This is a genomic window from Erythrobacter donghaensis (genome assembly GCF_002155425.1).
GTDB classification, from domain to species: Bacteria; Pseudomonadota; Alphaproteobacteria; order Sphingomonadales; family Sphingomonadaceae; genus Erythrobacter; species Erythrobacter donghaensis.
Genome location: NZ_MUYG01000010.1, coordinates 195,824 through 216,732, shown reverse-complemented (window position 1 = coordinate 216,732; position 20,909 = coordinate 195,824). Strand labels below are relative to the sequence as shown.

23 protein-coding genes and 1 tRNA gene are annotated in these 20,909 nt (G+C 68.5%); 16 read left to right on the top strand and 8 right to left on the bottom strand.

All coding sequences use genetic code 11. The features are described 5' to 3' along the window. Positions 1 to 15: 15 nt before the first annotated feature. On the bottom strand, positions 16 to 612 hold the full coding sequence (recR, locus tag BZF59_RS09440) for a recombination mediator RecR (protein WP_086608004.1): 597 nt from the start codon (positions 610 to 612) through the stop codon (positions 16 to 18). A 112-nt stretch (positions 613 to 724) separates the two neighbouring features. On the opposite strand from recR, the gene fmt reads away from it, so the two are divergent. From fmt to BZF59_RS09420, 4 genes are all read left to right on the top strand, one after another. After that, positions 725 to 1,630 carry a methionyl-tRNA formyltransferase gene (gene fmt / locus BZF59_RS09435; RefSeq protein ID WP_086608003.1) on the top strand — a complete coding sequence of 302 codons (906 nt, stop codon included), beginning with the start codon at positions 725 to 727 and terminating at the stop codon, positions 1,628 to 1,630. 73 nt (positions 1,631 to 1,703) lie between these two features. Next, positions 1,704 to 2,192 carry a hypothetical protein gene (locus tag BZF59_RS09430; protein ID WP_143738137.1) on the top strand — a complete coding sequence of 163 codons (489 nt, stop codon included), beginning with the start codon at positions 1,704 to 1,706 and terminating at the stop codon, positions 2,190 to 2,192. A 36-nt stretch (positions 2,193 to 2,228) separates the two neighbouring features. Beyond that, positions 2,229 to 2,981 (top strand): tRNA pseudouridine(38-40) synthase TruA, encoded by a 753-nt coding sequence (truA, locus tag BZF59_RS09425; protein ID WP_086608001.1) that lies wholly within the window; start codon positions 2,229 to 2,231, stop codon positions 2,979 to 2,981. Between the two features lie 72 nt (positions 2,982 to 3,053). Further along, positions 3,054 to 4,163 (top strand): zinc-binding dehydrogenase, encoded by a 1,110-nt coding sequence (locus BZF59_RS09420; protein WP_086608000.1) that lies wholly within the window; start codon positions 3,054 to 3,056, stop codon positions 4,161 to 4,163. Positions 4,164 to 4,229: 66 nt separating this feature from the next. On the opposite strand, the gene BZF59_RS09415 is transcribed toward BZF59_RS09420, so the two are convergent. The 3 genes from BZF59_RS09415 to BZF59_RS09405 all read right to left on the bottom strand — a co-directional run bounded on the left by BZF59_RS09415 (position 4,230) and on the right by BZF59_RS09405 (position 6,428). Then, positions 4,230 to 4,703: a BLUF domain-containing protein gene (locus BZF59_RS09415; protein ID WP_086607999.1), complete on the bottom strand. Its 474-nt coding sequence runs from the start codon at positions 4,701 to 4,703 to the stop codon at positions 4,230 to 4,232. 118 nt (positions 4,704 to 4,821) lie between these two features. After that, entirely contained in the window at positions 4,822 to 5,811 is a 990-nt protein-coding gene (locus tag BZF59_RS09410; protein WP_086607998.1) for an asparaginase, read from the bottom strand. Positions 5,812 to 5,843: 32 nt separating this feature from the next. Further along, positions 5,844 to 6,428: a GNAT family N-acetyltransferase gene (locus BZF59_RS09405; RefSeq protein WP_245806096.1), complete on the bottom strand. Its 585-nt coding sequence runs from the start codon at positions 6,426 to 6,428 to the stop codon at positions 5,844 to 5,846. Between the two features lie 71 nt (positions 6,429 to 6,499). Here BZF59_RS09405 and BZF59_RS09400 point away from each other — a divergent pair. The 6 genes from BZF59_RS09400 to BZF59_RS09375 all read left to right on the top strand — a co-directional run bounded on the left by BZF59_RS09400 (position 6,500) and on the right by BZF59_RS09375 (position 11,953). Continuing rightward, positions 6,500 to 6,575: transfer RNA gene (locus tag BZF59_RS09400), tRNA-Val, on the top strand. 136 nt (positions 6,576 to 6,711) lie between these two features. Then, entirely contained in the window at positions 6,712 to 7,473 is a 762-nt protein-coding gene (locus tag BZF59_RS09395) for a hypothetical protein (protein WP_143738136.1), read from the top strand. Between the two features lie 4 nt (positions 7,474 to 7,477). After that, positions 7,478 to 8,896: a dihydrolipoyl dehydrogenase gene (locus tag BZF59_RS09390; RefSeq protein ID WP_086608410.1), complete on the top strand. Its 1,419-nt coding sequence runs from the start codon at positions 7,478 to 7,480 to the stop codon at positions 8,894 to 8,896. Between the two features lie 31 nt (positions 8,897 to 8,927). Then, on the top strand, positions 8,928 to 9,683 hold the full coding sequence (locus BZF59_RS09385; protein ID WP_086607995.1) for an SDR family oxidoreductase: 756 nt from the start codon (positions 8,928 to 8,930) through the stop codon (positions 9,681 to 9,683). Between the two features lie 60 nt (positions 9,684 to 9,743). Beyond that, positions 9,744 to 10,592: an archaetidylserine decarboxylase gene (gene asd, locus BZF59_RS09380; RefSeq protein WP_086607994.1), complete on the top strand. Its 849-nt coding sequence runs from the start codon at positions 9,744 to 9,746 to the stop codon at positions 10,590 to 10,592. 92 nt (positions 10,593 to 10,684) lie between these two features. Then, positions 10,685 to 11,953 (top strand): FAD-dependent oxidoreductase, encoded by a 1,269-nt coding sequence (locus BZF59_RS09375; RefSeq protein ID WP_342744118.1) that lies wholly within the window; start codon positions 10,685 to 10,687, stop codon positions 11,951 to 11,953. Here the strand turns inward: BZF59_RS09375 and BZF59_RS09370 are convergent. After that, positions 11,893 to 12,453, bottom strand: a complete 561-nt coding sequence (locus tag BZF59_RS09370) for a TlpA family protein disulfide reductase (RefSeq protein WP_169712062.1) — start codon at positions 12,451 to 12,453, stop codon at positions 11,893 to 11,895. The genes BZF59_RS09375 and BZF59_RS09370 overlap by 61 nt on opposite strands. 31 nt (positions 12,454 to 12,484) lie before the next feature. Here BZF59_RS09370 and argH point away from each other — a divergent pair, with 31 nt between their 5' ends. The 5 genes from argH to BZF59_RS09345 are packed head-to-tail and all read left to right on the top strand — an operon-like array spanning position 12,485 to position 16,665. Next, positions 12,485 to 13,861, top strand: a complete 1,377-nt coding sequence (gene argH / locus BZF59_RS09365; protein ID WP_086608408.1) for an argininosuccinate lyase — start codon at positions 12,485 to 12,487, stop codon at positions 13,859 to 13,861. Continuing rightward, complete coding sequence (locus tag BZF59_RS09360; protein ID WP_425429575.1) at positions 13,861 to 14,097, top strand: hypothetical protein; 237 nt, start codon at positions 13,861 to 13,863, stop codon at positions 14,095 to 14,097. Before argH ends, BZF59_RS09360 begins: the two co-directional genes overlap by 1 nt. Before the next feature lie 9 nt (positions 14,098 to 14,106). Next, a complete protein-coding gene (gene lysA / locus BZF59_RS09355) occupies positions 14,107 to 15,366 on the top strand; it encodes a diaminopimelate decarboxylase (RefSeq protein ID WP_086607992.1) in 1,260 nt (419 codons plus the stop codon). A gap of 7 nt (positions 15,367 to 15,373) precedes the next feature. Then, positions 15,374 to 16,183 carry a precorrin-2 dehydrogenase/sirohydrochlorin ferrochelatase family protein gene (locus BZF59_RS09350; protein WP_086607991.1) on the top strand — a complete coding sequence of 270 codons (810 nt, stop codon included), beginning with the start codon at positions 15,374 to 15,376 and terminating at the stop codon, positions 16,181 to 16,183. Between the two features lie 29 nt (positions 16,184 to 16,212). Beyond that, complete coding sequence (locus BZF59_RS09345) at positions 16,213 to 16,665, top strand: hypothetical protein (RefSeq protein WP_143738135.1); 453 nt, start codon at positions 16,213 to 16,215, stop codon at positions 16,663 to 16,665. Positions 16,666 to 16,677: 12 nt separating this feature from the next. Here the strand turns inward: BZF59_RS09345 and BZF59_RS09340 are convergent, their stop codons facing one another. The 3 genes from BZF59_RS09340 to BZF59_RS09330 form a co-directional block, all read right to left on the bottom strand. After that, entirely contained in the window at positions 16,678 to 17,721 is a 1,044-nt protein-coding gene (locus BZF59_RS09340; protein WP_086607989.1) for a helix-turn-helix domain-containing protein, read from the bottom strand. Positions 17,722 to 17,810: 89 nt separating this feature from the next. Further along, positions 17,811 to 18,365, bottom strand: a complete 555-nt coding sequence (locus tag BZF59_RS09335) for a L,D-transpeptidase family protein (protein WP_086607988.1) — start codon at positions 18,363 to 18,365, stop codon at positions 17,811 to 17,813. A gap of 33 nt (positions 18,366 to 18,398) precedes the next feature. Further along, positions 18,399 to 19,688: an adenylosuccinate synthase gene (locus BZF59_RS09330; protein WP_086607987.1), complete on the bottom strand. Its 1,290-nt coding sequence runs from the start codon at positions 19,686 to 19,688 to the stop codon at positions 18,399 to 18,401. 130 nt (positions 19,689 to 19,818) lie between these two features. Here BZF59_RS09330 and BZF59_RS09325 point away from each other — a divergent pair, with 130 nt between their 5' ends. Continuing rightward, entirely contained in the window at positions 19,819 to 20,880 is a 1,062-nt protein-coding gene (locus BZF59_RS09325) for an alpha/beta hydrolase (RefSeq protein WP_086607986.1), read from the top strand. Positions 20,881 to 20,909: the final 29 nt, after the last annotated feature.

Here is a 20,909-nt window from a genome sequence, read left to right as displayed (position 1 = left end):
CGGGGACTCACCTCGCTATTGAACAGGCCGCCTTGCCCGCAGGGCCTGCGCCAGCGTGCCCTCGTCGAGATAGTCGAGCTCTCCTCCCACCGGCAACCCATGCGCAAGCTGCGTGACGCGCACCGGGTGAGCTTCGAGGCGCTCGGCGATGTAGTGCGCGGTGGTCTGGCCTTCGAGCGTGGCATTCATCGCGAGCACCACTTCGTCTACCGCGCCGCCCTCCACCCGGGCGAGCAGGCTGGCGATGTTGAGATTGTCGGGGCCGATGCCGTCGAGCGCCGAAAGCCTGCCGCCGAGAACGTGGTAGCGTCCGGGAAAAAGCCGCGAACGGTCGAGTGCCCAGACGTCGGAGACTTCCTCCACCACGCACAAGGACCGCGCGTCGCGGCGCGGGTCGGCGCAGATGGCGCAAGGGTCGCGCGTGTCGACATTGCCGCAGGTCTGGCATTCGACCAGCGTCTCGGCGACGCCCGCCAGTGCCTCAAGCAGCGCGGGGAGTGCAGACTCGCGGTGCTTGACCAGCCACAGCACCGCGCGCCGCGCCGAACGCGGGCCGAGGCCTGGCAGCCGGGCCAGCGCGGAACTCAGAGCTTCGATCTCTTGCGATGCCATGCCTCTCTCCTAACCGTTCGCCCTGAGCTTGTCGAAGGGCTGCTCTTTTCTTTTCCGTGGTCGAAAGTAAGGACGGCCCTTCGACAGGCTCAGGGCGAACGGACGTTATCTAGTGCGCATCATCTTCATGGGAACGCCCGATTTCGCGGTGCCGGCGCTACGGGCGCTGCACGAGGCGGGGTACGACGTCGCTTGCGTCTACACCCAGCCGCCGCGTCCGGCGGGGCGGGGGAAGAAGCTGATGCCCTCCCCCGTGCAGATCGAAGCCGAGCGGCTGGGGGTGCCGGTGCGAAGCCCCAAGTCTTTGAAGGGCAAGGCCGAGCAGGCGGAACTCGCCGCCTTGCAGGCCGATGTTGCGGTGGTTGCAGCCTATGGCCTGATTCTGCCGCAGCCGGTGCTGGACGCGCCCCGCCACGGCTGCCTCAACATCCACGCCAGCCTGCTGCCGCGCTGGCGCGGGGCGGCGCCGATCCACCGCGCGGTGATGGCGGGCGACGCCGAGACGGGCGTCACGATCATGCAGATGGAAGCGGGGCTGGATACCGGGCCGATGCTCCACACAGTGACCGTGCCGATCGGGCGCAAGACCACGGGCGAGCTGTTCGAGGAACTGGGTGCGGTGGGCGCGGCGGCGATGGTGGAGGTGCTGGCCGACCTCGCCGCCTTCCCGCCCGAGCCGCAGGATGACAGCGCGGCGATCTCCGCCCCCAAGATCGACAAGGCCGAGGCCAGGATCGACTGGGCGCAGCCCGCCGAGGTGATTGAGCGCAAGGTGCGCGGCCTCGCCCCCTTCCCCGGCGCGTGGTTCGAGCTGGAAGGCGAGCGCGTGAAGCTGCTGCTCGCCGAGGTAGTCGAGGGCAAGGGTGCACCGGGCACCGTGCTCGACAACGACTTAGCCATCGCCTGCGGCACGGGCGCGATCCGGCCGGTCAGGCTCCAGCGCGCAGGCAAGCCGGCGATGGCGCGCGGCGATTTTCTGCGCGGGAACCCGGTACTAACAGGCATTGTCATCCCATAGCCGCCCTCCCCCCATTGACCCCGATCGCGGCGGATGGGATCACCGCCCCGTCGAAGTAAAGGGGGGCGCGGCAATGCGATCGATCACTCTGGCGGGCCTGTGCGTGATGGCCCTGGCATCCTGCGGACAAACCCAGCAGGGCGAGCCCGCAACCAGCGCGCCGAGCGGCGGCGGGGCCATTTCGGTGACCACCACCAGCCTGTCGCCCACCCGCAGCAACCCGCCCGAAGACCAGTATATCGAATGCGTCAGCAAGACGGCGGCGGGCAACACCACGCGGCATTTCTTCATCATCTACGCTGGCGGGTTGAAGAGCTATTCCTCGTTCCGCAACTATGCCCGCGACCTGTGCGATCCCGGACAGCCCGATTGCGCGATGGGGTGGCAGGGCGACAAGATCGGCTCCTACAGCCGCAACGGCAACGGCGTGGTCAATCAATTGCTGGTCGATCTCGACAGCATGACGATGGAGCGCGCGGTGACGACTGCCACGCGCGGGGTCGAGATCAGTCAGGCGATCTGCACCGCCTCGCCGCTTCCCGAAGGTATCGTCATCGACTAAGGGCGGCGGCATGTCCCTTGCTGCCGCGCCTTACCGATGACCCGCTTTGCCCTCACGCTCGAATTCGACGGCACGCCCTTCTTCGGGCTGCAACGCCAGAGCCACGGGCCGAGCGTGCAGCAATCCATCGAGGATGCGCTGCACCGGATCACGGGCGAGCGCGTTGTGATGCATTCGGCCGGGCGCACCGATGCGGGCGTCCATGCGCTGGCGATGCGCAGTCATGTCGATGTGGAGAAACCCTTCGACCCCTTCCGCCTCGCCGCCGCGCTCAACGCGCAGCTGCGCCCCGATCCCATCGCGGTGACGGCCTGCGAGGTGGTGCCGGATGATTGGCACGCGCGCTTTTCCTGCACCGGGCGGCGCTATCTCTACCGCATCGTCAATCGCCGCGCCCCGCTGACGCTGCTGCGCGACAAGGCGTGGCACGTGCCCCAGCCGCTCGATGCAGACGCGATGCACCGCGCCGCGCAGGCGCTGGTGGGGCGGCATGACTTCACCACTTTCCGTTCGGTCCATTGTCAGGCCGCCGATCCGGTGAAATCGCTCGACGAGCTGCGGGTCGAGCGTGCCGGCGAGGAAATCCATATCCACGCCGCCGCGCGCTCTTTTCTGCACCATCAGGTGAGGAGCATGGTGGGCTGCCTCAAACTGGTGGGCGCGGGGACATGGGCCGAGAGCCGCATCGCCGAGGCGCTCGCGGCGCGGGATCGCGGCGCGCTCGGGCTAAACGCGCCGCCGCACGGGCTCTATTTCGTCGAGGCGACCTATCCGCAGGACCTGACGTAAGGTCACCCTAGCCTTCTCGTCATTGCGAGCGTAGCGGTAGCGTAACCTCGAACAACAAGAAGGACAGGCAGGATGACCACCGGAAAGCAGCTTTTCACCACCCTCACCGCCGACGGCAAGCTGACGCTGGAGGTGGCGGAAAGCACCTTCCCCGCGCCGACCGGCAATCAGGTGCTGGTCAAGATGGAGGCCGCGCCGATCAACCCTTCCGATCTCGCGATCCTCACCAGCGCCGCCGATTTCGCCACTGCCGACTACACCCCCGGCAAGGTCGTCGCCGAGATGCCCGAGCCCTTCCTCACCGGCAACAAGGCGCGCCACGGGCAGCGGCTTCCGGCGGGCAACGAAGGCGCGGGCACTGTCGTCGCCACGGGTGACGGCGACATGGCCAAGGCGTTGATGGGCCAGCGCGTCGCCTGCGTTCCGGGCCATGCCTTCAGCCAGTATGCCATCGCCGATGCGATGATGTGCCTGCCGCTGGGCGACCATTCGGCAGAGGTCGGCGCCTCGAGCTTCGTCAACCCGATGACCGCGCTCGGCTTTGTCGAGACCGCGAAGATGGAAGGCCACTCGGCTATCGTCCACCTCGCCGCCGCCTCCAACCTCGGCCAAATGCTCAACCGCATCTGCATCGAGGACGGGATGAAGCTGGTCAACATCGTGCGCAGCGAGAGCCACGTCGAACTCCTGAAGTCGCAGGGCGCGCAATATGTCGTGAACTCCTCGGCCCCGACCTACATGGCCGACCTGCGCGCCGCGATTGCCGAGACCGGGGCCTTCCTCGGCTTCGATCCGATCGGCGGCGGGCAGGCGAGCGATGGCGTGCTGAAGGCGATGGAGCAGGTCGCGGTAAGCCAGATGAGCGAGTTTTCGCGCTACGGCTCGAACCAGCAGAAGAAGATGTACATCTACGGCCGTCTCGACCTCTCGCCGACGATCCTGACGCCGTCCTACGGGCTGCAATGGAGCGTGGCGGGCTGGCTGCTCACCCCGTTCCTCGCCCGCGCGGGCATGGAAACCGTGGTGCGGATGCGCAAGCGCGTGATCGACAACCTCACCACCACCTTCGCCTCGCATTACAAGGCCAAGGTGACGCTGGAGGAGATGCTGGAGAAGGACGCAATCTGCGACTACCGCCAGATGAAGACCGGCGAGAAATATCTGGTCACGCCCTGGGGGTGATTTGTCCCACCGTCGTCGCCCCGTGCTAGACACGGGGCGACGGATGGGGTGTGGCCATGGCCCCCGTCAGCTGCGCCCGATCGACGGGAACGGCCCCGATGCGAGCTGTCCCAGAATGCGTTGCAGCGCTGCGACATTGCTGTCGTCCTCGGCGCTCTCGAGCGCGCTTTCCAGCACTTCGCGCAGGTCATCGGCCTCGACCGGCTCCATGTCCCAATGCGGATAGAGGCGCTCCCGCATATCGACGCTCTGGTCGAGCGTGACGATATCGAAATGCCGCGTGTCGCCATGCAGATTGGCGATCAGCGTTCGCACCTCGGCAGGCGGCCCTTCGATCCATTGGAAGAACACGCCGCTGCCGAAGACCAGCACGCCGGTAATGCCGCGGGCGACATTGCGAGCTTGAGAGAACGCGACAAGACGGCTGACCTCATCGGCATCGACACCCTCGGCGGCGCGGCTGCAATAGACGAAGGTTTCCAGCAAGGTTGCGTCCGGGTCCAGCTCGTCATCCATCGAGAAACCGGGTTCGTCGAACATGGGGAAGGCTCACTTTGTCTTTGGCGGGTGGAGGCTGCCTCCCGGTTTCTGGCGGGGGGTTAGCGCATCTGGTTGGAATATGTAAGGAAGCGGTGGCGCATCGGGGGCAATGATCGCCTCACCCCGCGTCAAACGCCGCCTGCACGCTCGCCGCATCTGTAATCCCGTTCGCCACCAGCACCATCAGCAGCACCCGCGCCTTGGCCGGGCCGAGCGCGCGGGCCGCCACCAGCCCCAGCGCGTCATCATCGACCTCGACATTGCGGTCGACGAGCCCCTCGTCGACCCGGGTTGCGCGCACCACCGGGACGCCGCTTGCCGCCGCGCAGGCGAGGGCTTCGATCACGACGCGCGGCGCATTGCCCTGCCCCATCCCGGCGAGGACGATGCCCTTCGCGCCGATGCCGAGCAGCGCCTCGACCGGCTGTTCGTCCATCCCCGCGCCCGCGGTGAGGATCGCGACGCGCGGCAACGCCGCCGGGAAGGCAAAGCGCGCAAGCTCGCCCTCGCGGTGCGGCGGGCCGAACCAGTCGATCCGCGCCGGGGTCACCCGTGCGAGGGGGCCGCGCGGGAAGCTCCTGAAGGCATCGACCGCCGAGGTCGCGGCCTTCCGCGCATCGCGCGCGGCGAGCACCGCGTCGCCCATCACCAGCATCACCCCGCGCCCCGCCGCTTGCCCATCACCCGCGACCTTCACCGCGTTGGCGAAGTTGCGCATCCCGTCCGCCCCCACCGCATCGGCGGGGCGCATCGCGCCGACCAGCACCACGGGCTTCGTCGTCGGCAAGGTGAGGTCGAGCAGGAAGGCAGTCTCCTCCGCCGTGTCGGTGCCGTGGGTGATGATCACCGCGTCCACCGCCGGATCGCCCATCGCGCCCGCACAGGCGGCGTGGAGCGCCTGCCACTCGGCAAAACCGATGTCCTGCGAACCGATCCGCGCGACCTCCTGCGGGAGCAAGTCCACCGCGAGGCCCAGATCGGCGAGGTGGCCAACCAGCACCTCCAGCGCGAGGCCCCCAGGACGATAGGCCGCCCCCGTCCCGCCCGCGCCCGCGCCCGCAATCGTGCCGCCGGTGCCGAGGACGAGGATGCGAGGGGTCTTGCTCATGCCCCCGCCCTAGCCGCCCGCACCGCCCGCGCCTAGGCCTCGGCGTCGAACTGGTCGAACACCGCCGCCAGCCCCGGCACGTCCCTCTCGGCCCTGAGCGCCGCCAGCGCTGCGGCGATGTCGATCTCCAGCACCGAGACCCCCGCTGCATATCCCACCCCTTCCGCCCCGAGCGAGCGGGCGAGCGTCAGCGCGGGGCGGTTTTCGGGGAGGACGTGAACGGTGAACTGCGCCAGCCCCTCGCGCGCGCAATCGAGCAGCAGCACCGCGGTCAGCAGCCGCGCGAGGCCGCGCCCGTGGTATTCGTCGATCACCGCGACCGAGAACTCCGCCATGTCGGGATCATCGGCATCGCGGAAGGCGTGGACCACGCCCAGCGCAGGCGTATCGGCAGAATCGCTGCGCAGCGCGCCCCAGGCGATGTGATCGTGGCCATCGGGGCTCGCCAGCGCGCGCAGCACCTGCGGCGGCGGCTCGCGCATCCCGGAAAAGAACCGCAGATAGCGCGACTGGGGCGAAAGCTGCGCGATCCCGTCGCGCAGCCGCGCCTCGTCCTCGGCCCGCACCCGGCGGATGCACACGGGGGTACCATCATTGAGATGCGTGTGAATGGTCATCGCGCGGCCTATCTACCACACTTGACCGGCGCGCGGACACGGCTAAACCGCGCCGCGTATCGCCAAGCGTGGGGCGGTTAGCTCAGTTGGTAGAGCATCTCGTTTACACCGAGAGGGTCGGCGGTTCGAGCCCGTCACCGCCCACCATGGTCCCGGCCTTTCAAGGCCGCCAAACCGGCCTGCCGCGCCCCAACGGCTTTCGGTTAAATCCGCGCCCGGACGGAACACCCCGAAGGCTGCGCTCTTGTTCCTGCAAGACACGAAACAAGAACGGGAGCAGCGCGTGCAGCAGCATCATCACGATTTCTGGAACTTCAGAGGGTCTTTCAAGATCGCCAAGGTGGTCGATATCGGCACGCAGATGTCGCTCGTCCGGCGCGCGAACGGGCGCTTTCTGGTGCTCGACAGCTACGATATCGACGATGCGGACCGCACCAGCCTGCTCGCCCTGACGGAGGGTGGCCGACTGGTCGATGCGATCATCAACGTTCACCCCTTCCACACCATCCACTGCACCGCGATGGCCAAGCTGCTGCCCGATGCGCGGCTGATCGGCACCGCGCGCCACCGTGACGAAGTGAGCGAGCTCGAATGGGAGCGCGGGGTGATCGAAGACCCCGCCGCGCAGGCCGAATTCGCCGAGGATCTCGAATTCTCCGTCCCCGATGGGCTCGACTTCGTGCCCGATGACAAGAGTGTCCATACTGCCTCGGTGCTGGTGCGCCACCGGGCGAGCCGGATCGTCCACGTCGATGACACAATCATGGTGCTCGCCCCGCCGAGCCTTATCGAAGCCGTGCTGCCCGAGCCGCGGATGCGCTTCCACCCGGCGCTGGGCAAGGCGCTGAAGAACGAAGCGGGGGCCGCGGATGCCTATGCGAACTGGGCGCGGCGGATCGCTGCCGAATGGGCCGACACGCCGCTGGTCTGCGCCGCGCATACCGCCGCGCGCGAGCTGCCCCCCGGCGGCTGGTCGGAAGAAATCCTCGAGGCCTTGGAGAAGGTCGAGAAGGTGCTCGACAAGCATCGCGCCGAACATGGGTGAGCGCATGACGGATAATGAAACGCTGACCTGCGATGTCGCGGTGATCGGCGCGGGCACCGCCGGGCTCGCCGCCGAGCGCGCCGCGCGCAAGAACGGTGCGACCACGTTGCTGATCGACCCGGCGTTTGCGGGCACGACCTGCGCCACGGTCGGCTGCATGCCCTCCAAGCTGCTGATCGCCGCCGCCAAGGCGCGTCACGCGGTCGCGCGCGCCGACAGTTTTGGCATTCGCACCGCAGGGGTGACGATCGACGAGGCCGCGCTGTTCGAGCGCGTGCGGGCCGAGCGCGACCGCTTCGTCCGGTTGACGCGCGAATCAATCGCGAAAATCCCCGATGGCATCCGGATCGAGGCGATGGCGCGCTTCACCGGCCCCGACAGTCTGGAACTGGACAATGGCCAGCGCGTGAAGGCGCGCGCCATCGTTATCGCCACGGGATCGCGCCCGGTCATGCCCGATGCCTTCGCGGCGCTGGGCGACCTTGCGCTCACCAACGAGAATGTCTTCGAGCTTGAGAAGCTGCCGCGCCGCCTCGCGGTGGTCGGCTCCGGCGCGATCGGGCTGGAGTTGGCGCAGGCCTTCGCCCACCTCGGCGTTGAGGTGTCGCTGTTCGACAAGGCCGACACGATAGCGAAAATCCGCTGCCCGCGCGTCCACAAGGCGATGAAGGACATCATCGCCGAGGACATCGACCTCCATCTCGGGGTCGATATCACGCCCTCGCGTGAGGGTGACGAGGTCGCGGTGACGTGGAAGGGCGCAAGCTCCGGCACCGCGCGGTTCGACCGGCTGCTGGTCGCCGTAGGGCGCACGCCGATCCTCGACACGCTCGATCTCACCAAGGCCGGGCTCGAATGCGACGACAAGGGCGTGCCCTGCCACGACCGCGCAACGATGCGCTGCGGCGAGAGCGCGGTCTTCATCGCGGGCGATGTCGCGGCGGATATTCCGCTGCTGCACGAAGCCTCGCACGACGGCGCCATTGCCGGGCGCAACGCGGCCGCCCTGCCCGCCCCGGTCCGCACCGAGCGCCACGTGCCCTTCAGCATCATCTTCACCGAGCCGCCGATCGTCAGCATCGGCAAGGCCGAGGCCGATGGCGCGGTCAGCGGCTACACCGATTACGGCAATCAGGGCCGCGCAAGGGTCGAGGCGCGCAACGAAGGCGCGCTTACGCTCTACGCCGCCGCGCCCGATGGCGTGCTGATCGGCGCGGACATCGCCGCGCCGGGGGCCGAACACCTCGGCCACCTGCTCGCCTGGGTGATCGAACAGGGGATGACCGCGACCGAGGTCTTGGCCTTTCCCTTCTACCACCCCACCATCGAGGAAGGATTGAAATCGGCCCTGCGCACCGTCTGCGCGGCGACACCGATTCCCATCCCCGAGGATCAGGACAGCGGCTCGCCCGCCGGGGCCTGAGCGCCGGGGCGCGGACAGGAGGGACACGGACATGGATCTGCAACTCGGCGGGAAGACCGCGCTGGTGCTCGGCGCGAGCAAGGGGCTGGGCCGCGCGATTGCCGCAGCGCTGGCGGCGGAGGGCGCGGAGGTCATCACCGTCGCGCGTTCGGATCAAGGGCCTGAGGGCGCGCTGGCGCATATTGCCGCCGATCTCGACGATCCCGCCGCGCCCGAAGCGATCATCGCCAAGGTGCGCGCCACCGGGCGCTCGCTCGATATCCTCCTTCTCAACGCAGGCGGCCCGCCGACCGGCGCGGCGGCGACCACCACCCCTGCCGATTTTGCCGCCGTGATGCCGCGGATGTTCGATGCGCAGCTGACGCTCGCCCAAGCCTTCCTCCCCGCGATGCGCGAGCGCGGCTTCGGGCGGATCATCGCGGTCGCTTCGACCAGCCTGATTACGCCGATCGCGGGCCTCGTGCTCTCCAATGCGGTGCGCGCGATGCTGGCTTCGTGGTGCAAGACGCTCGCCGCCGAGGTCGCTGGCGATGGAGTGACGGTGAACCTGCTGCTCCCCGGCCAGATCGCGACCGACCGCCTCTCCAGCCTCCACGCCGGGATGGCGGCGGCGCAGGGGCTTGAGAAAGAACAGGTCACCGCCCGCTCGATCGCGGCGATTCCGGTAGGCCGGCTCGGGCGACCGGAGGAGTTCGGCGATATCGCCGCCTTCCTCGCTAGCCCACGCGCGGGTTTCATCACCGGCAGCGCGATCAAGGTCGATGGCGGGCAGACGGTGACGCTGTGACAAGACTTCCGCCCGCCGCCGCGCTTGCGCACGCCCTCGCCCCGCTCTAGCGCCAGCCCCATGTCCTCCCTCTTCATCGCGCTCCAGCATATCGTCCCGCAACACGCCCTCTCGCGCCTTGCCGGAAGCATCGCCGCGAGCGAGACGCCATGGCTGCGCGACCGGCTGATCCGGCGCTTCGTCGCGGCCTATGGCGTCGACCTGTCGCAGGCGGCGCGCGGGATCGGGGAGTTCAGAAGCTTCAACGACTTCTTCACGCGCGAGCTAAAGCCCGGCGCGCGTCCGCTGGCCGATGCCACGCAAGCCATTCTCTCCCCCGCCGATGGCGCGGTGAGCCAGCTTGGCCCGATCAGTGGCGGGCGGATCATTCAGGCCAAGGGGCGCGACTACAGCGTCGCCGAAATCCTCGGCTGCGGGGCCGAGGACGCCGCGCGGTTCGAAGGCGGCAGCTTCATCACCATCTACCTCAGCCCCAAGGATTACCACCGCGTCCACATGCCCGCCGCGGGCACGCTGGCTGAGACCACCTATATTCCGGGCGACCTCTATTCGGTCAACACCGCCACCGCGGGCGGGGTCGACCGGCTGTTCGCCCGCAACGAGCGGCTGTCGTGCCGGTTCGACGGGCCGGACGGGCATTTCGCCAGCATCATGGTCGGCGCGATGATCGTCGCCGGGATCGACACGGTCTGGCCCAACCAGTTCCGCACCCATGCCAGCGCGCCGGTGCACGAGGATTTCGCCGGGGCTGGCCATGTCTTCGCACCGGGCGAGGAGATGGGCCGCTTCTACCTCGGCTCGACCGTGGTGCTGCTGTTCGAGCCCGGTCGCGTGACATGGCGCGAGGATCTTAAACCGGGCGACCCGCTGCGGATGGGTGAAGGGATCGGCCAGCGGCTGACCGTCTGACGCGCCGAATTCGCGCAAGTTTGCAAGAAATTCACTCGCATCGGGCAGGCCCGCGGATAAGACAAAACCGCGCACGGGGCGCGAGGGGGCACATGATGCAGCCGCTTGACATTGCGGTCATCGGCTGCGGCCCGGCGGGGCTGGCCGCCGCGCTGCTGCTGGCGCGGCAGGGGCACGACGTCCACATCTTCGACCAGTTCCTTGCACCCGGCCCGGTCGGATCGGGGCTGATGATCCAGCCGAGCGGGCTCGCAGTGCTGGACGCGCTGGGACTGGCAGGGGAAATCCTGCGGCGGGCTGCGCGGATCGATGCGCTGGAGGGGATCGAGGAACGCGGGCGCTGCGTGCTCGATGCGCCCTATGCGGCGCTCGGCCTGCCGGGGGCTTTCGGCATCGGCATCCACCGCGCCAGCCTGTTCGGCGTGTTGCTTGAGGCGGCGAGCGCGCAGGCCGGGATCACCTTGCACGCCGATCACGCCGTCACCGGCAGCCTTTGCGAGCCGGCGGGCCGCCGCCTGATCTTCGCAGGCCGCGAAGCCAGCTCGCGCTTCGATCTGGTGGTCGATGCGAGCGGCTGGCGCACGCATTTCGACCCCGCGCCCAAGGGCATTCTCCCCTTCGGCGCGCTGTGGGCGAGCCTGCCTCTGGAACCGGGCGATCCCTTTGCGGGCAATCTGCTCGAACAGCGCTACCGCCGCGCGTCGCAGATGGCGGGTGTGCTGCCGATCGGCCAGCGCGCGGGGGCGGCGGGGCCGGAGGTCGCCTTCTTCTGGTCGCTGAAGGCCGAGGATTATCCGGTCTGGGCCGAGACGCCGCTGGATGACTGGAAGGCCGAAGTGCTGCGCCTGTGGCCCGCGCTGGAAGGCTTGCTCGCCCGGATCGGGGACCGCAGCCAGCTCACCTTCGCGCGTTATGCCCATCGCACCCACCCCGCCCCGGTCATCGAGCGGATGATCGCCATCGGCGACGCATGGCACTCGGCCAGCCCGCAGCTCGGCCAGGGCGCGAACATGGCGCTGCTGGACGCGTGGAGCCTTGCGCGCGGGCTCGCCGAGGGGCGCACCCTTGGCGAAAAGCTGCGGCTGGCGACAAGCTGGCGGCGCGATCACGTGTGGCTTTACCAGATCGTGACGCGGGCCTTCACTCCGCTCTACCAGTCGGAATCGCGCATGCTGCCGAGCCTTCGCGACCGGTTGCTCGCCCCGCTGTCGCGCCACTGGCCCGCGCGCGGCATTCAGGCGCAGCTGATGAGCGGGCTGTTCGGTTTCCCGCTAGGCCCCCTCGGCCTCGCCCTGCCCGATTACGAGGCTTTGAGCGCGTCCCTCACCAGCGCCGCGGCTTCGGGCGAGTCCCATTCATAGGCCCCCGCCACCCGCAGCACTTCCTTGCCCGAAGCGTCGAACAGAATCGTCAGCGGCAGCGCGCCTTCGGGGGTGAACTGGGCCGACAGCGCCGCATCGGGATCAAGCCACGGCTCCAGCCGGGCATAGCCGCCCTTGGCGAAGAATGGCGCGACGACCTCAGCCCCGCGCACATCCTGACTGACGGTGACGACCCGCACCTCGTCCCCCAGCTCCGCCGCCAGCGCATCGAGCTGCGGCATCTCCTTGACGCAAGGCGCGCACCATGTGGCCCAGAGGTTGAGGAGCACCGGGCCATCCTGCGCGCCGAGATCGAGCGTCGCCCCGTCAGGATCGGCGAATTGCATCGCCGGCAGCGGCGTTCCCGCAAATTGCCGCACAACTTCGCCCGTCGGCGTGCTCTCGCCTGCGCTGGCCGGTTGCGCCGGGGCCTCGGCGGCCCTATCGCAGCCCCCGATCAGCAGGAGCGCGACAGCAAGGATGAGCGGCGAGCGGGACATGACAGGCTCCGATAACAGCACGACCAACGCCATGTGGGGCGGGCGCTTCGCTGACGGCCCTAGCGCCATCATGCGCGAAATCAACGCCTCGATCCCCTTCGACAAGGCGCTGTGGCGGCAGGACATCGCCGCGAGCAAGGCGCACGTCGCCATGCTGGGCGCGCAGGGGATCGTGTCGGGCGAAGATGCTTTGGTGATCGCCAACGGCCTCGATGCGGTTGCCGCCGAATACGAGCGCGACGGCGTGCCCGAGGATTGGGACCGCGAAGACATCCACATGACCACCGAGGCGCGGCTGGCCGAACTGATCGGCCCGGTCGCCGGGCGCCTCCATACCGCGCGCAGCCGCAATGATCAGGTCGCGACCGATTTTCGCCTGTGGGTGCGCGATGCCTTCACCCAGATGGACGAAGGCCTCGCCGCGCTGCAACGCGCGCTGGTGACGCGGGCGGGTGAGCATTCGGGCAGCATCATGCCCGGCTTCACCCACTTGCAGACCGCGCAGCCGGTGACGCTCGGCCACCACCTCATGGCCTATTACGAGATGTTCCGCCGCGACCGTGCGCGCATCAGCGATGCAAGGGCACGGATGAACGAATGTCCGCTCGGCTCGGCAGCGCTGGCGGGCACGGGCTTTCCGATCGACCGCGAGACGACCGCGCAGGCGCTCGGCTTCGACCGGCCCACCGCCAACTCGCTCGACGCCGTCTCCGACCGCGATTTCGCGATGGATTTCCTCTACGCCTGCTCGGCCACCGCACTGCACTTGTCGCGGCTTGCCGAAGAGCTGATCCTGTGGGCGAGCCAGCCCTTTGGCTTCATCCGCCTGCCCGACAGCCTCTCGACCGGCTCTTCGATCATGCCGCAAAAGAAGAACCCCGACGCGGCCGAACTGGTGCGCGGGCACAGCGGGCGGGTGATCGGCAGCCTCACCAGCCTGATGATCACGATGAAGGGCCTGCCGCTCGCCTATTCCAAGGACATGCAGGACGACAAGCCGCCGGTGTTCGAAGCCGCCGGGCTGATGGGCCTCAGCATCGCGGCGATGACCGGGATGATCGCGGGCGCCACCTTCAACACCGCCCGGATGCGCGCCGCCGCAGAACTCGGCTATGCCACCGCCACCGATCTGGCCGACTGGCTGGTGCGGCAGGCAGGCATCCCGTTCCGCGAGGCGCATCACATCACCGGGGCCGCCGTGAAACTCGCCGAAAGCCGCGGGATCGCGCTCGACCAGCTGCCGATTGACGACTTGAAGGCGATCGATGCGCGGATCGACGAAAGCGTCTATGCTGCGCTCTCGGTCGATGCCTCGGTCGCGGCGCGCGCGTCTTATGGCGGAACCGCGCCCGATCAGGTCCGTTTGCAGGTCGCCCGCGCGCGCGCCGCGTTGGGCATGGAGGAATGATGCGCCACTTCGCCACTTTCGGCCTTGCCGCCCTGCTCGCCGCCTGCGGGTCGGAAGCGCCGCTGACCCCGCCCGAGGGCGCGAGCCTGCCCGACAAGCCCTATGGCGCGGCGGCGACCCCGTCGGCCGAGGAACTGCTGCGCCGCGATGCCCTCGCCGCGCCGGAACGCTCTGTGGAATTGCGCCGCCGCTCGGAAGAACGGCAGGACGACCCCTTCGATCTCCCCCCGGAATAGACGAGACCCATGGACCATTTTGCCCTTCGTGACGGCGTGATGCACGCCGAGGACGTACCCCTGCCGCTGATCGCAGACGCAGTCGGCACGCCGGTCTATGTCTATTCGCGCGCGACGCTGGAACGCCACGCGCGCGTCTTCCGCGAGGCGCTGGCCGATGTGCCCGACAAGCTGATCGCCTTTGCGGTCAAGTCCAACCCCAACCTCGCCGTGCTCAAGGTGCTCGGCGCGGCTGGCATGGGCGCGGATGTCGTCTCGGTCGGCGAAATGCGCCGCGCGCTCGCAGCCGGGATCGCGCCGGAGATGATCGTCTTCTCGGGCGTGGGCAAGACCGCTGCCGAGATGGTCGCCGCGCTCGAAGCGGGGATCGGCCAGTTCAATATCGAGAGCGAGGAAGAGGGCGTCGAGCTCGCCGAAATCGCCGCCGCGCGCGGGATGACGGCGCAGTGCACCCTGCGGATCAACCCCGATGTCGATGCGGGCACGCACGACAAGATCTCGACCGGCAAGGCCGACAACAAGTTCGGTGTGCCGATCAGCGAGGCGGGGCAGATCTTCGGCAAGCTGGCGGGCCTGCCGGGCGTGAACCTGCGCGGTGTGGCGGTGCATATCGGCAGCCAGCTGGCCGATCTTGCGCCGCTGGAGGTGGCTTTCGAAAAGCTCGGCGAGCTGATGCGGGCGCTGCGCGGCGCAGGGCATGAGATTACCCACGTCGACCTCGGCGGGGGCCTTGGCGTGCCCTATATGGTCGGCGAGGTGCTGCCTGCGCCTGCCGAATATGGCGCGATGGTCGCCCGCGTCACCAAGGACTGGGGGGTCAAACTGATCTTCGAGCCCGGCCGCGTGATCGCGGGCAATGCGGGCGTGCTGCTGACCCGCGTGGTGCGGGTGAAGCGCGGGATCAAGGACCCCTTCGTGATCGTCGATGCGGCGATGAACGATCTGGCGCGGCCCGCGCTCTACGGAGCCTATCACCACTTCGAGGCGGTCGAACCCAAAGGCGCGCGCATGACCGCGAACATCGTCGGCCCGATCTGCGAGACCGGCGACACCTTCGCCATGGGCCGCGAGTGCGATGCGCTGGCGGCTGGCGAGCTTGCGGTGTTCCGCACCGCCGGGGCTTACGGCGCGACGATGGCCTCGTCCTACAATTCGCGCGGATTTGTCGCCGAGGTGCTGGTCGATGGCGACCGGTTCGCCGTGGTCGCCGACCGGATCGAAGCGGGCGCGATCATGGATGCCGAGCGCGTGCCCGAATGGCTCGCCTGAGCCTTCCATGAGCAAAATCGCCAGCCTGCCGCTGTTCCACCAGATCACCGGACAGCAGGTGCTGGTGCTGGGCGATGGCCCGGCGGCCGAGCCCAAGCGGAGGCTGGTCGAGCGCGCAGGCGGCGTGATCGTCGACGATCTCGCCCGCGCGATTGACGAAGGCGTTCGGCTGGCCTTCATCGCCTATGAGGACGCGGCTGCCTGCGAGGTCGCGGCGATCAATGCGCGCTGTGCCGGGATGCTGGTCAACGTGGTCGACCGGCCCGAGCTGTGCGACTTCACTACGCCCTCGATCCTTGACCGCGACCCGCTGCTGGTGGCGATCGGCACGGGGGGCGCGTCGGCGGGGCTGGCGAAACACGTGCGGCTGCGGCTGGAGCAGGTGCTGCCGCAGACGCTGGGCGCGCTGGCGCGGGCGCTGGAGGCGGCGCGGCCAGCCTTGCGCGCGCGCTTTCCCGACGGTGCCGACCGGCGCCGCGCGGTGGACGCCGCCTTGCGCGAGGGCGGTCCGCTCGATCCACTTGACCCCGCCGCGCATGAGCGGGTGAGCGCATGGGCCGAGGTATCATCGCCTGCGCCAGATACGGCCCGGGTGGTGGAGATCGTGCTGCGCTCCGACGATCCAGAAGACCTCACCCTGCGCGAGGCGCGGCTGCTCGGGGTCGCCGATACGCTGCTGATCGCAGAAGGCGTGCCCGCCGCCATTCTAGCCAGGGCCCGGGCGGATGCACGGCGGCTGCCGCTCACCCGCGCCGGGGAGGCAAGCGGAATGACGCTTGCGATCCGCTTCGGGAGCGCGGAGACTGCGGCGGACTGAGACGTTTCCTGAGAGGGGATCATCAAACCATGCCATTGTCTGCCTTGCTCGTGCCGTTGCTCGCTGCACAAATCGTGTTCGAACCGCGCCCGGTCCCGCCGCCCGCGCCGCTCCCGGGTTCGGAATGGTATGAGCAGCAGGCAGAGCGCTATCGCCGCGATCTGGCTGCGGAGTGCATTTCGCCTGCGGGGATCGAGGTCATCCTCACCGTACAGGCCCGTGATCGGCTTGCCGCCTCGTCCGAACCGCAGGAGTGGCGTATTCACCAGCAGGCGGTGGCGCAGGCTGCATGGGCCGAGCCGTTCGACGCCGAGGTTTTCGCCAAAGCCGTCCGCGCCGAAGCCGCGTTCCGGGCCGAACGGGAAATCGCAATGGCCGAGGCCAACCTTGCTACGCTGAGCGCGCTTTCGGGACGGGATCGCGAAATCTACGCCCACCGCATGACCACCGAGGTCAAGGCAGGCTACAGAAAGCCTTGCTGATCCGGCAGCCGCTCAGGCCGCCTGCAAGATCGGCGCGCGCAGGCTGGCGAAATAGGCCGACATCGCCGCAATCGCCTTGTCGCTCAGCGCGATGAAGGCGCGGCGGCGGTCGGCCGGGTCGGGCACGCGCTGGAAGATGCCGCTTTCGACCATCTGGCTCAGCCAGCGCAGCGCGGTGGTCGCGGGAACGCCCGCGGCAATGCACAGCGACGTGACCGAGACCTGCGTGCCCTCGCCATGAGCCGCCGTCAGATCGAGCAGCATATCCCATGCCGGATCGCCAAACAGCGCGGCATCGAAGAACCGGCTGCGCGCCTGACGGCCGGCAATGATCTGACGCACCACTTGCGGATCGGGGAGCGCGGGGCCGAAGCCATGATCGGCCGGACGGGTGCTGCCGAACCCGGCCACCAGCCCGCCTTCGGGCCCGCGATAATCGCGCTTCATCTCGCCAAGAGTGCGATCGGATGACGGGGCAGGTGCAACGGCAGGCCTATGGCCCATCCGGTCGAGCGAATGGGCAATCGCCTCGACCTGCTGCGACAGGCGCAGCAGCGCCACGCGGTCTTCCTCGCCCATCTCGCGCAGGCGCGCCGCCCCCGCTTCGCCCATCACCCGGCCAACCGCGATCACGCGTTCGGCGCGACTGGGCGAGACCAGAATTTGCGGGTTCGACTGGTCGAGCACCGCGAAGACATCATCCAGCCCCGCCATGTTGGTCGCCACGATCAGCTTCGCGCCCGAGCGCGCCACCCGCATATCGAGCCGCGCGAGACCTGCGAGCATCATCCCGTCGATCCCGCGCGTGCCGGTGACCGGGCAATCGACCACCACCACATCGCCAAGCATCGCGATCGGCCCTTCGAGCAGCGCGCGCAATCCGCCCCCGTCGATCGCCCGGAACCCGGCGCCGCCAAGGTCAGCCGCGATCTGGTGGCGCAGGCCTTCATCCTCGCCGAAAATCGCGGCACGGGCGGGAAGCCCGGCACCGTCATCGACGACGTCATAGGCAAAATCGGCTTGATGGCTCGCGCCATTGGTAGGGGAGGTCAGCATCGACTCGACTCCAACAATGTTGGAACGAGAATAGAACAAAACCGGATCAGGTCAAGTATAACTGCCTAGAGACAGCGTGTTACCTGATCTCACGGCCTGATTTCGATCACCGTCCCGTCGGGAACGATGTGCCACAGCTCCTCGATCTCGGCGTTGGAGAGCGCGATGCAGCCGTCGGTCCAGTCGCCCGGCACCCGGCCCGCTGGCAAGCCGTTGGGCTGGCCGTGGAGGAAGATGTCACCCCCCGGTGAGCGGCCATATTGCGCGGCAATGGCGCGGTCGGCGGCGTTGGGGTAGGAGATTTTCAGGCTGAGGTGATAGGCACTGCCGGGATTGCGCCCCTCGATCACGTAGCGCCCCTCGGGCGTGCGCTCGTCCCCTTCGAACCGCTTGTGGCCCTGCGGCGCATCGCCGAATTGCAGCCCCCGCCAGACCCTGACCGGCTGCCCCCCGGCATAGCCGATCATCATCCGCTCGGACTTGTCGACGATGAGGTAATCGAGCGTGGCAATGCGCCGCTGCGGCACAATCCGCGCCGCCTCACGCGCCAGCGAGGGCTGCGCCGAGGGTGCCTCGGCCTGCTTGGGCGCAGGCTGGGCGCAGGCGGCAAGAGCCAGCAGCGGAAGGAAGGCGAGGCGCTTCACGGGTGCAAAGATAACCTCGCACCCTGTGAAAACTCAATCCACAAAGGGATCGCGCATCAGGATCGTGTCGTCACGCTCCGGCGAGGTGCTCACCAGCGCCACCGGGCATTCGATCAGTTCCTGAATGCGTTGGATATACTTGATTGCCGCCGCCGGAAGATCGGCATAGGAGCGCGCGCCCGCGGTGCTCTCGCTCCAGCCGGGCATTTCCTCGTAGATCGGCTCGCATTCGGCCTGATCGGCAGCGTGGCTGGGGAGATAGTCATAGACCTTCCCGCGCAGGCGGTAGCCGGTGCAGATCTTCACCTTCTCCATCCCGTCGAGCACGTCGATCTTGGTGAGCGCGATGCCGGTGACGCCGCTGATCGCGCAGGACTGGCGCACCAACACGGCATCAAACCAGCCGACCCGGCGCTTGCGTCCGGTGACGGTGCCGAATTCATGGCCGCGCTCGCCCAGGCCCTGCCCGATTTCGTCTTCCAGTTCCGTCGGGAACGGGCCGGAGCCAACGCGGGTGGTGTAGGCCTTGACGATCCCGAGCACGAAGCCGGTCGAATTGGGGCCGAGGCCGCTGCCCGATGCCGCCGTGCCGCTCACCGTGTTGGAGCTTGTGACGAAGGGATAGGTGCCGTGATCGACATCGAGCAGCACGCCCTGCGCGCCCTCGAACAGGATTTTCGCGCCCGCGCGGCGGACCTTCTTCAAACGCTTCCACACCGGCTGGGCGAACTTGAGCACGAAGGGCGCAATCTCGCGCAGTTCCTCAAGCAGCGCGGCGCGGTCGACCGGCGGCTGGCCGAAGCCTGCGCGCAGGGCATCGTGATGCGCGCAGAGGCGATCAAGCTGCGGCTCGAGCGTGTCGAGATGCGCCAGATCGCACACCCGGATCGCGCGGCGGCCGACCTTGTCTTCATAGGCCGGGCCGATGCCGCGCCCGGTGGTGCCGATCTTGCCCTTGCCCGCAGCGGTTTCGCGCAGGCCATCTAGGTCGCGGTGGAGCGGCAGGATCAGCGGGCAATTGTCGGCGATGGCGAGGTTCTCGTCGGTGATCGACACCCCCTGCCCTTCGACCTTGGCGACCTCGTCGCGCAGCGCCCAGGGGTCGAGCACCACGCCGTTGCCGATCACCGAGAGGGTGCCCGAGACGATCCCCGAAGGCAGCAGCGAGAGCTTGTAGGTCTTGCCGTCGATCACCAGCGTGTGGCCGGCATTGTGCCCGCCCTGAAAGCGCACCACGGCATCGGCGCGGCTCGCCAGCCAGTCGACGATCTTGCCCTTGCCCTCATCGCCCCACTGGGCGCCGATCACGGTGACGTTGGCCATTTCAATCCTTATCCGACAGGCGGGAAACCGCGCGGGGGCCTAGGCGTTCGGGGCGGTCGGTGCAAGCGGCCTGCGAAGGGTTTGCGCGCCTGCGGCGTTGACGCGGCAGGACTGCCACAAGGATTGCTTCATGAACACCGCCGCCAAGACCCTCACCATCCTTGCCGCCGCCGCGGTGCTCGCCACCCCGATCCTCGCCCAGCAGCGGCGCGGTGGCGGGGGCGAGCGTTTGCCCGAGATGTGCCGCACGGAGATCGTGCAGCTGTGCGGCAGCGACCGCAGCCAATTGCGCACGTGCCTGCGCGAGAAAGCCGCGGACCTGTCCGAAGGGTGCCGCACCGCGTTGCGCGAGCGGATGGGCGCGCGTGAGGGTGCCGCAGGACGCCGCTCGGGACCTGCCGCGAGCACCGCGCCTGCGCCGCAGACGCTCGCCTATGGCAGCGATGCCTTGCAGGGCCTCGACCTGTGGGTGCCCGAGGGCGCGCGGCCCGCGCCGCTGGTGCTGTTCGTCCACGGCGGCGGGTGGAAGCGCGGGTCGAAGGACAATGCGATGGGCCGCGCGATGCCTGCGCACATGATGGAACAGGGCTATGCCTTTGCCTCGATCGACTACCGGCTAGTGCCAGCCGCGACGGTGGAGCAGCAGGCGGCGGATGTCGCGGCGGCGCTCGCCTACCTGCTGAAGCGGGCGGATGAAATCGGCATCGACCGCAATCGCGTGGTCCTCACCGGGCATTCCGCCGGCGCGCATCTGGTCGCACTGGTGGGGACCGACGAGCGCTATCTGACAGCGGCGGGCCTCAGCTTCGCCGATATCGACGGAGTGATGCCCAATGACGGCGCGGCCTATGATGTGGCGGCGCAGATGAAGCAGGCTGGGCCCATGATGAAGGGCACCTACGAACAGGCCTTCGGCACCGACCCCGCGCGCCAGCAGGCGCTCTCACCGCTGTTTCACGCCCCTGCCCCCAATGCCCCCGCCTTCCTGCTGATCCACGTCCAGCGTGAAGACGGCGTGGCGCAGAACGCCGCGCTTGCCGAGGCGCTGCGTCGCGCCGGAACGCAGGTCGAGGTCGGCAGCTTCCCCGGCGATGGCCTGCGCGGCCACGCCGAAATCAACCGCAAGCTCGGCGAGCCCGACTACCCGGCAACCCCGGTGATGGATGCGTGGCTGGCGAAGGTGCTGCGTTGAGTTTCGGCGCTATCTGTGCGCCAGTTCCG

What these genes read in the sequence shown, in the direction of transcription:
- recR (WP_086608004.1), bottom strand. Translation starts at nt 612, where the DNA reads ATGGCATCGCAAGAGATCGAAGCTCTGAGTTCCGCGCTGGCCCGGCTG.
- BZF59_RS09430 (WP_143738137.1), top strand. Translation starts at nt 1,704, where the DNA reads ATGCGATCGATCACTCTGGCGGGCCTGTGCGTGATGGCCCTGGCATCC.
- truA (WP_086608001.1), top strand. Translation starts at nt 2,229, where the DNA reads ATGACCCGCTTTGCCCTCACGCTCGAATTCGACGGCACGCCCTTCTTC.
- BZF59_RS09420 (WP_086608000.1), top strand. Translation starts at nt 3,054, where the DNA reads ATGACCACCGGAAAGCAGCTTTTCACCACCCTCACCGCCGACGGCAAG.
- BZF59_RS09415 (WP_086607999.1), bottom strand. Translation starts at nt 4,703, where the DNA reads ATGTTCGACGAACCCGGTTTCTCGATGGATGACGAGCTGGACCCGGAC.
- BZF59_RS09410 (WP_086607998.1), bottom strand. Translation starts at nt 5,811, where the DNA reads ATGAGCAAGACCCCTCGCATCCTCGTCCTCGGCACCGGCGGCACGATT.
- BZF59_RS09405 (WP_245806096.1), bottom strand. Translation starts at nt 6,428, where the DNA reads ATGACCATTCACACGCATCTCAATGATGGTACCCCCGTGTGCATCCGC.
- BZF59_RS09390 (WP_086608410.1), top strand. Translation starts at nt 7,478, where the DNA reads ATGACGGATAATGAAACGCTGACCTGCGATGTCGCGGTGATCGGCGCG.
- BZF59_RS09385 (WP_086607995.1), top strand. Translation starts at nt 8,928, where the DNA reads ATGGATCTGCAACTCGGCGGGAAGACCGCGCTGGTGCTCGGCGCGAGC.
- asd (WP_086607994.1), top strand. Translation starts at nt 9,744, where the DNA reads ATGTCCTCCCTCTTCATCGCGCTCCAGCATATCGTCCCGCAACACGCC.
- BZF59_RS09375 (WP_342744118.1), top strand. Translation starts at nt 10,685, where the DNA reads ATGATGCAGCCGCTTGACATTGCGGTCATCGGCTGCGGCCCGGCGGGG.
- BZF59_RS09370 (WP_169712062.1), bottom strand. Translation starts at nt 12,453, where the DNA reads ATGTCCCGCTCGCCGCTCATCCTTGCTGTCGCGCTCCTGCTGATCGGG.
- argH (WP_086608408.1), top strand. Translation starts at nt 12,485, where the DNA reads ATGTGGGGCGGGCGCTTCGCTGACGGCCCTAGCGCCATCATGCGCGAA.
- BZF59_RS09360 (WP_425429575.1), top strand. Translation starts at nt 13,861, where the DNA reads ATGCGCCACTTCGCCACTTTCGGCCTTGCCGCCCTGCTCGCCGCCTGC.
- lysA (WP_086607992.1), top strand. Translation starts at nt 14,107, where the DNA reads ATGGACCATTTTGCCCTTCGTGACGGCGTGATGCACGCCGAGGACGTA.
- BZF59_RS09350 (WP_086607991.1), top strand. Translation starts at nt 15,374, where the DNA reads ATGAGCAAAATCGCCAGCCTGCCGCTGTTCCACCAGATCACCGGACAG.
- BZF59_RS09345 (WP_143738135.1), top strand. Translation starts at nt 16,213, where the DNA reads ATGCCATTGTCTGCCTTGCTCGTGCCGTTGCTCGCTGCACAAATCGTG.
- BZF59_RS09340 (WP_086607989.1), bottom strand. Translation starts at nt 17,721, where the DNA reads ATGCTGACCTCCCCTACCAATGGCGCGAGCCATCAAGCCGATTTTGCC.
- BZF59_RS09330 (WP_086607987.1), bottom strand. Translation starts at nt 19,688, where the DNA reads ATGGCCAACGTCACCGTGATCGGCGCCCAGTGGGGCGATGAGGGCAAG.
- BZF59_RS09325 (WP_086607986.1), top strand. Translation starts at nt 19,819, where the DNA reads ATGAACACCGCCGCCAAGACCCTCACCATCCTTGCCGCCGCCGCGGTG.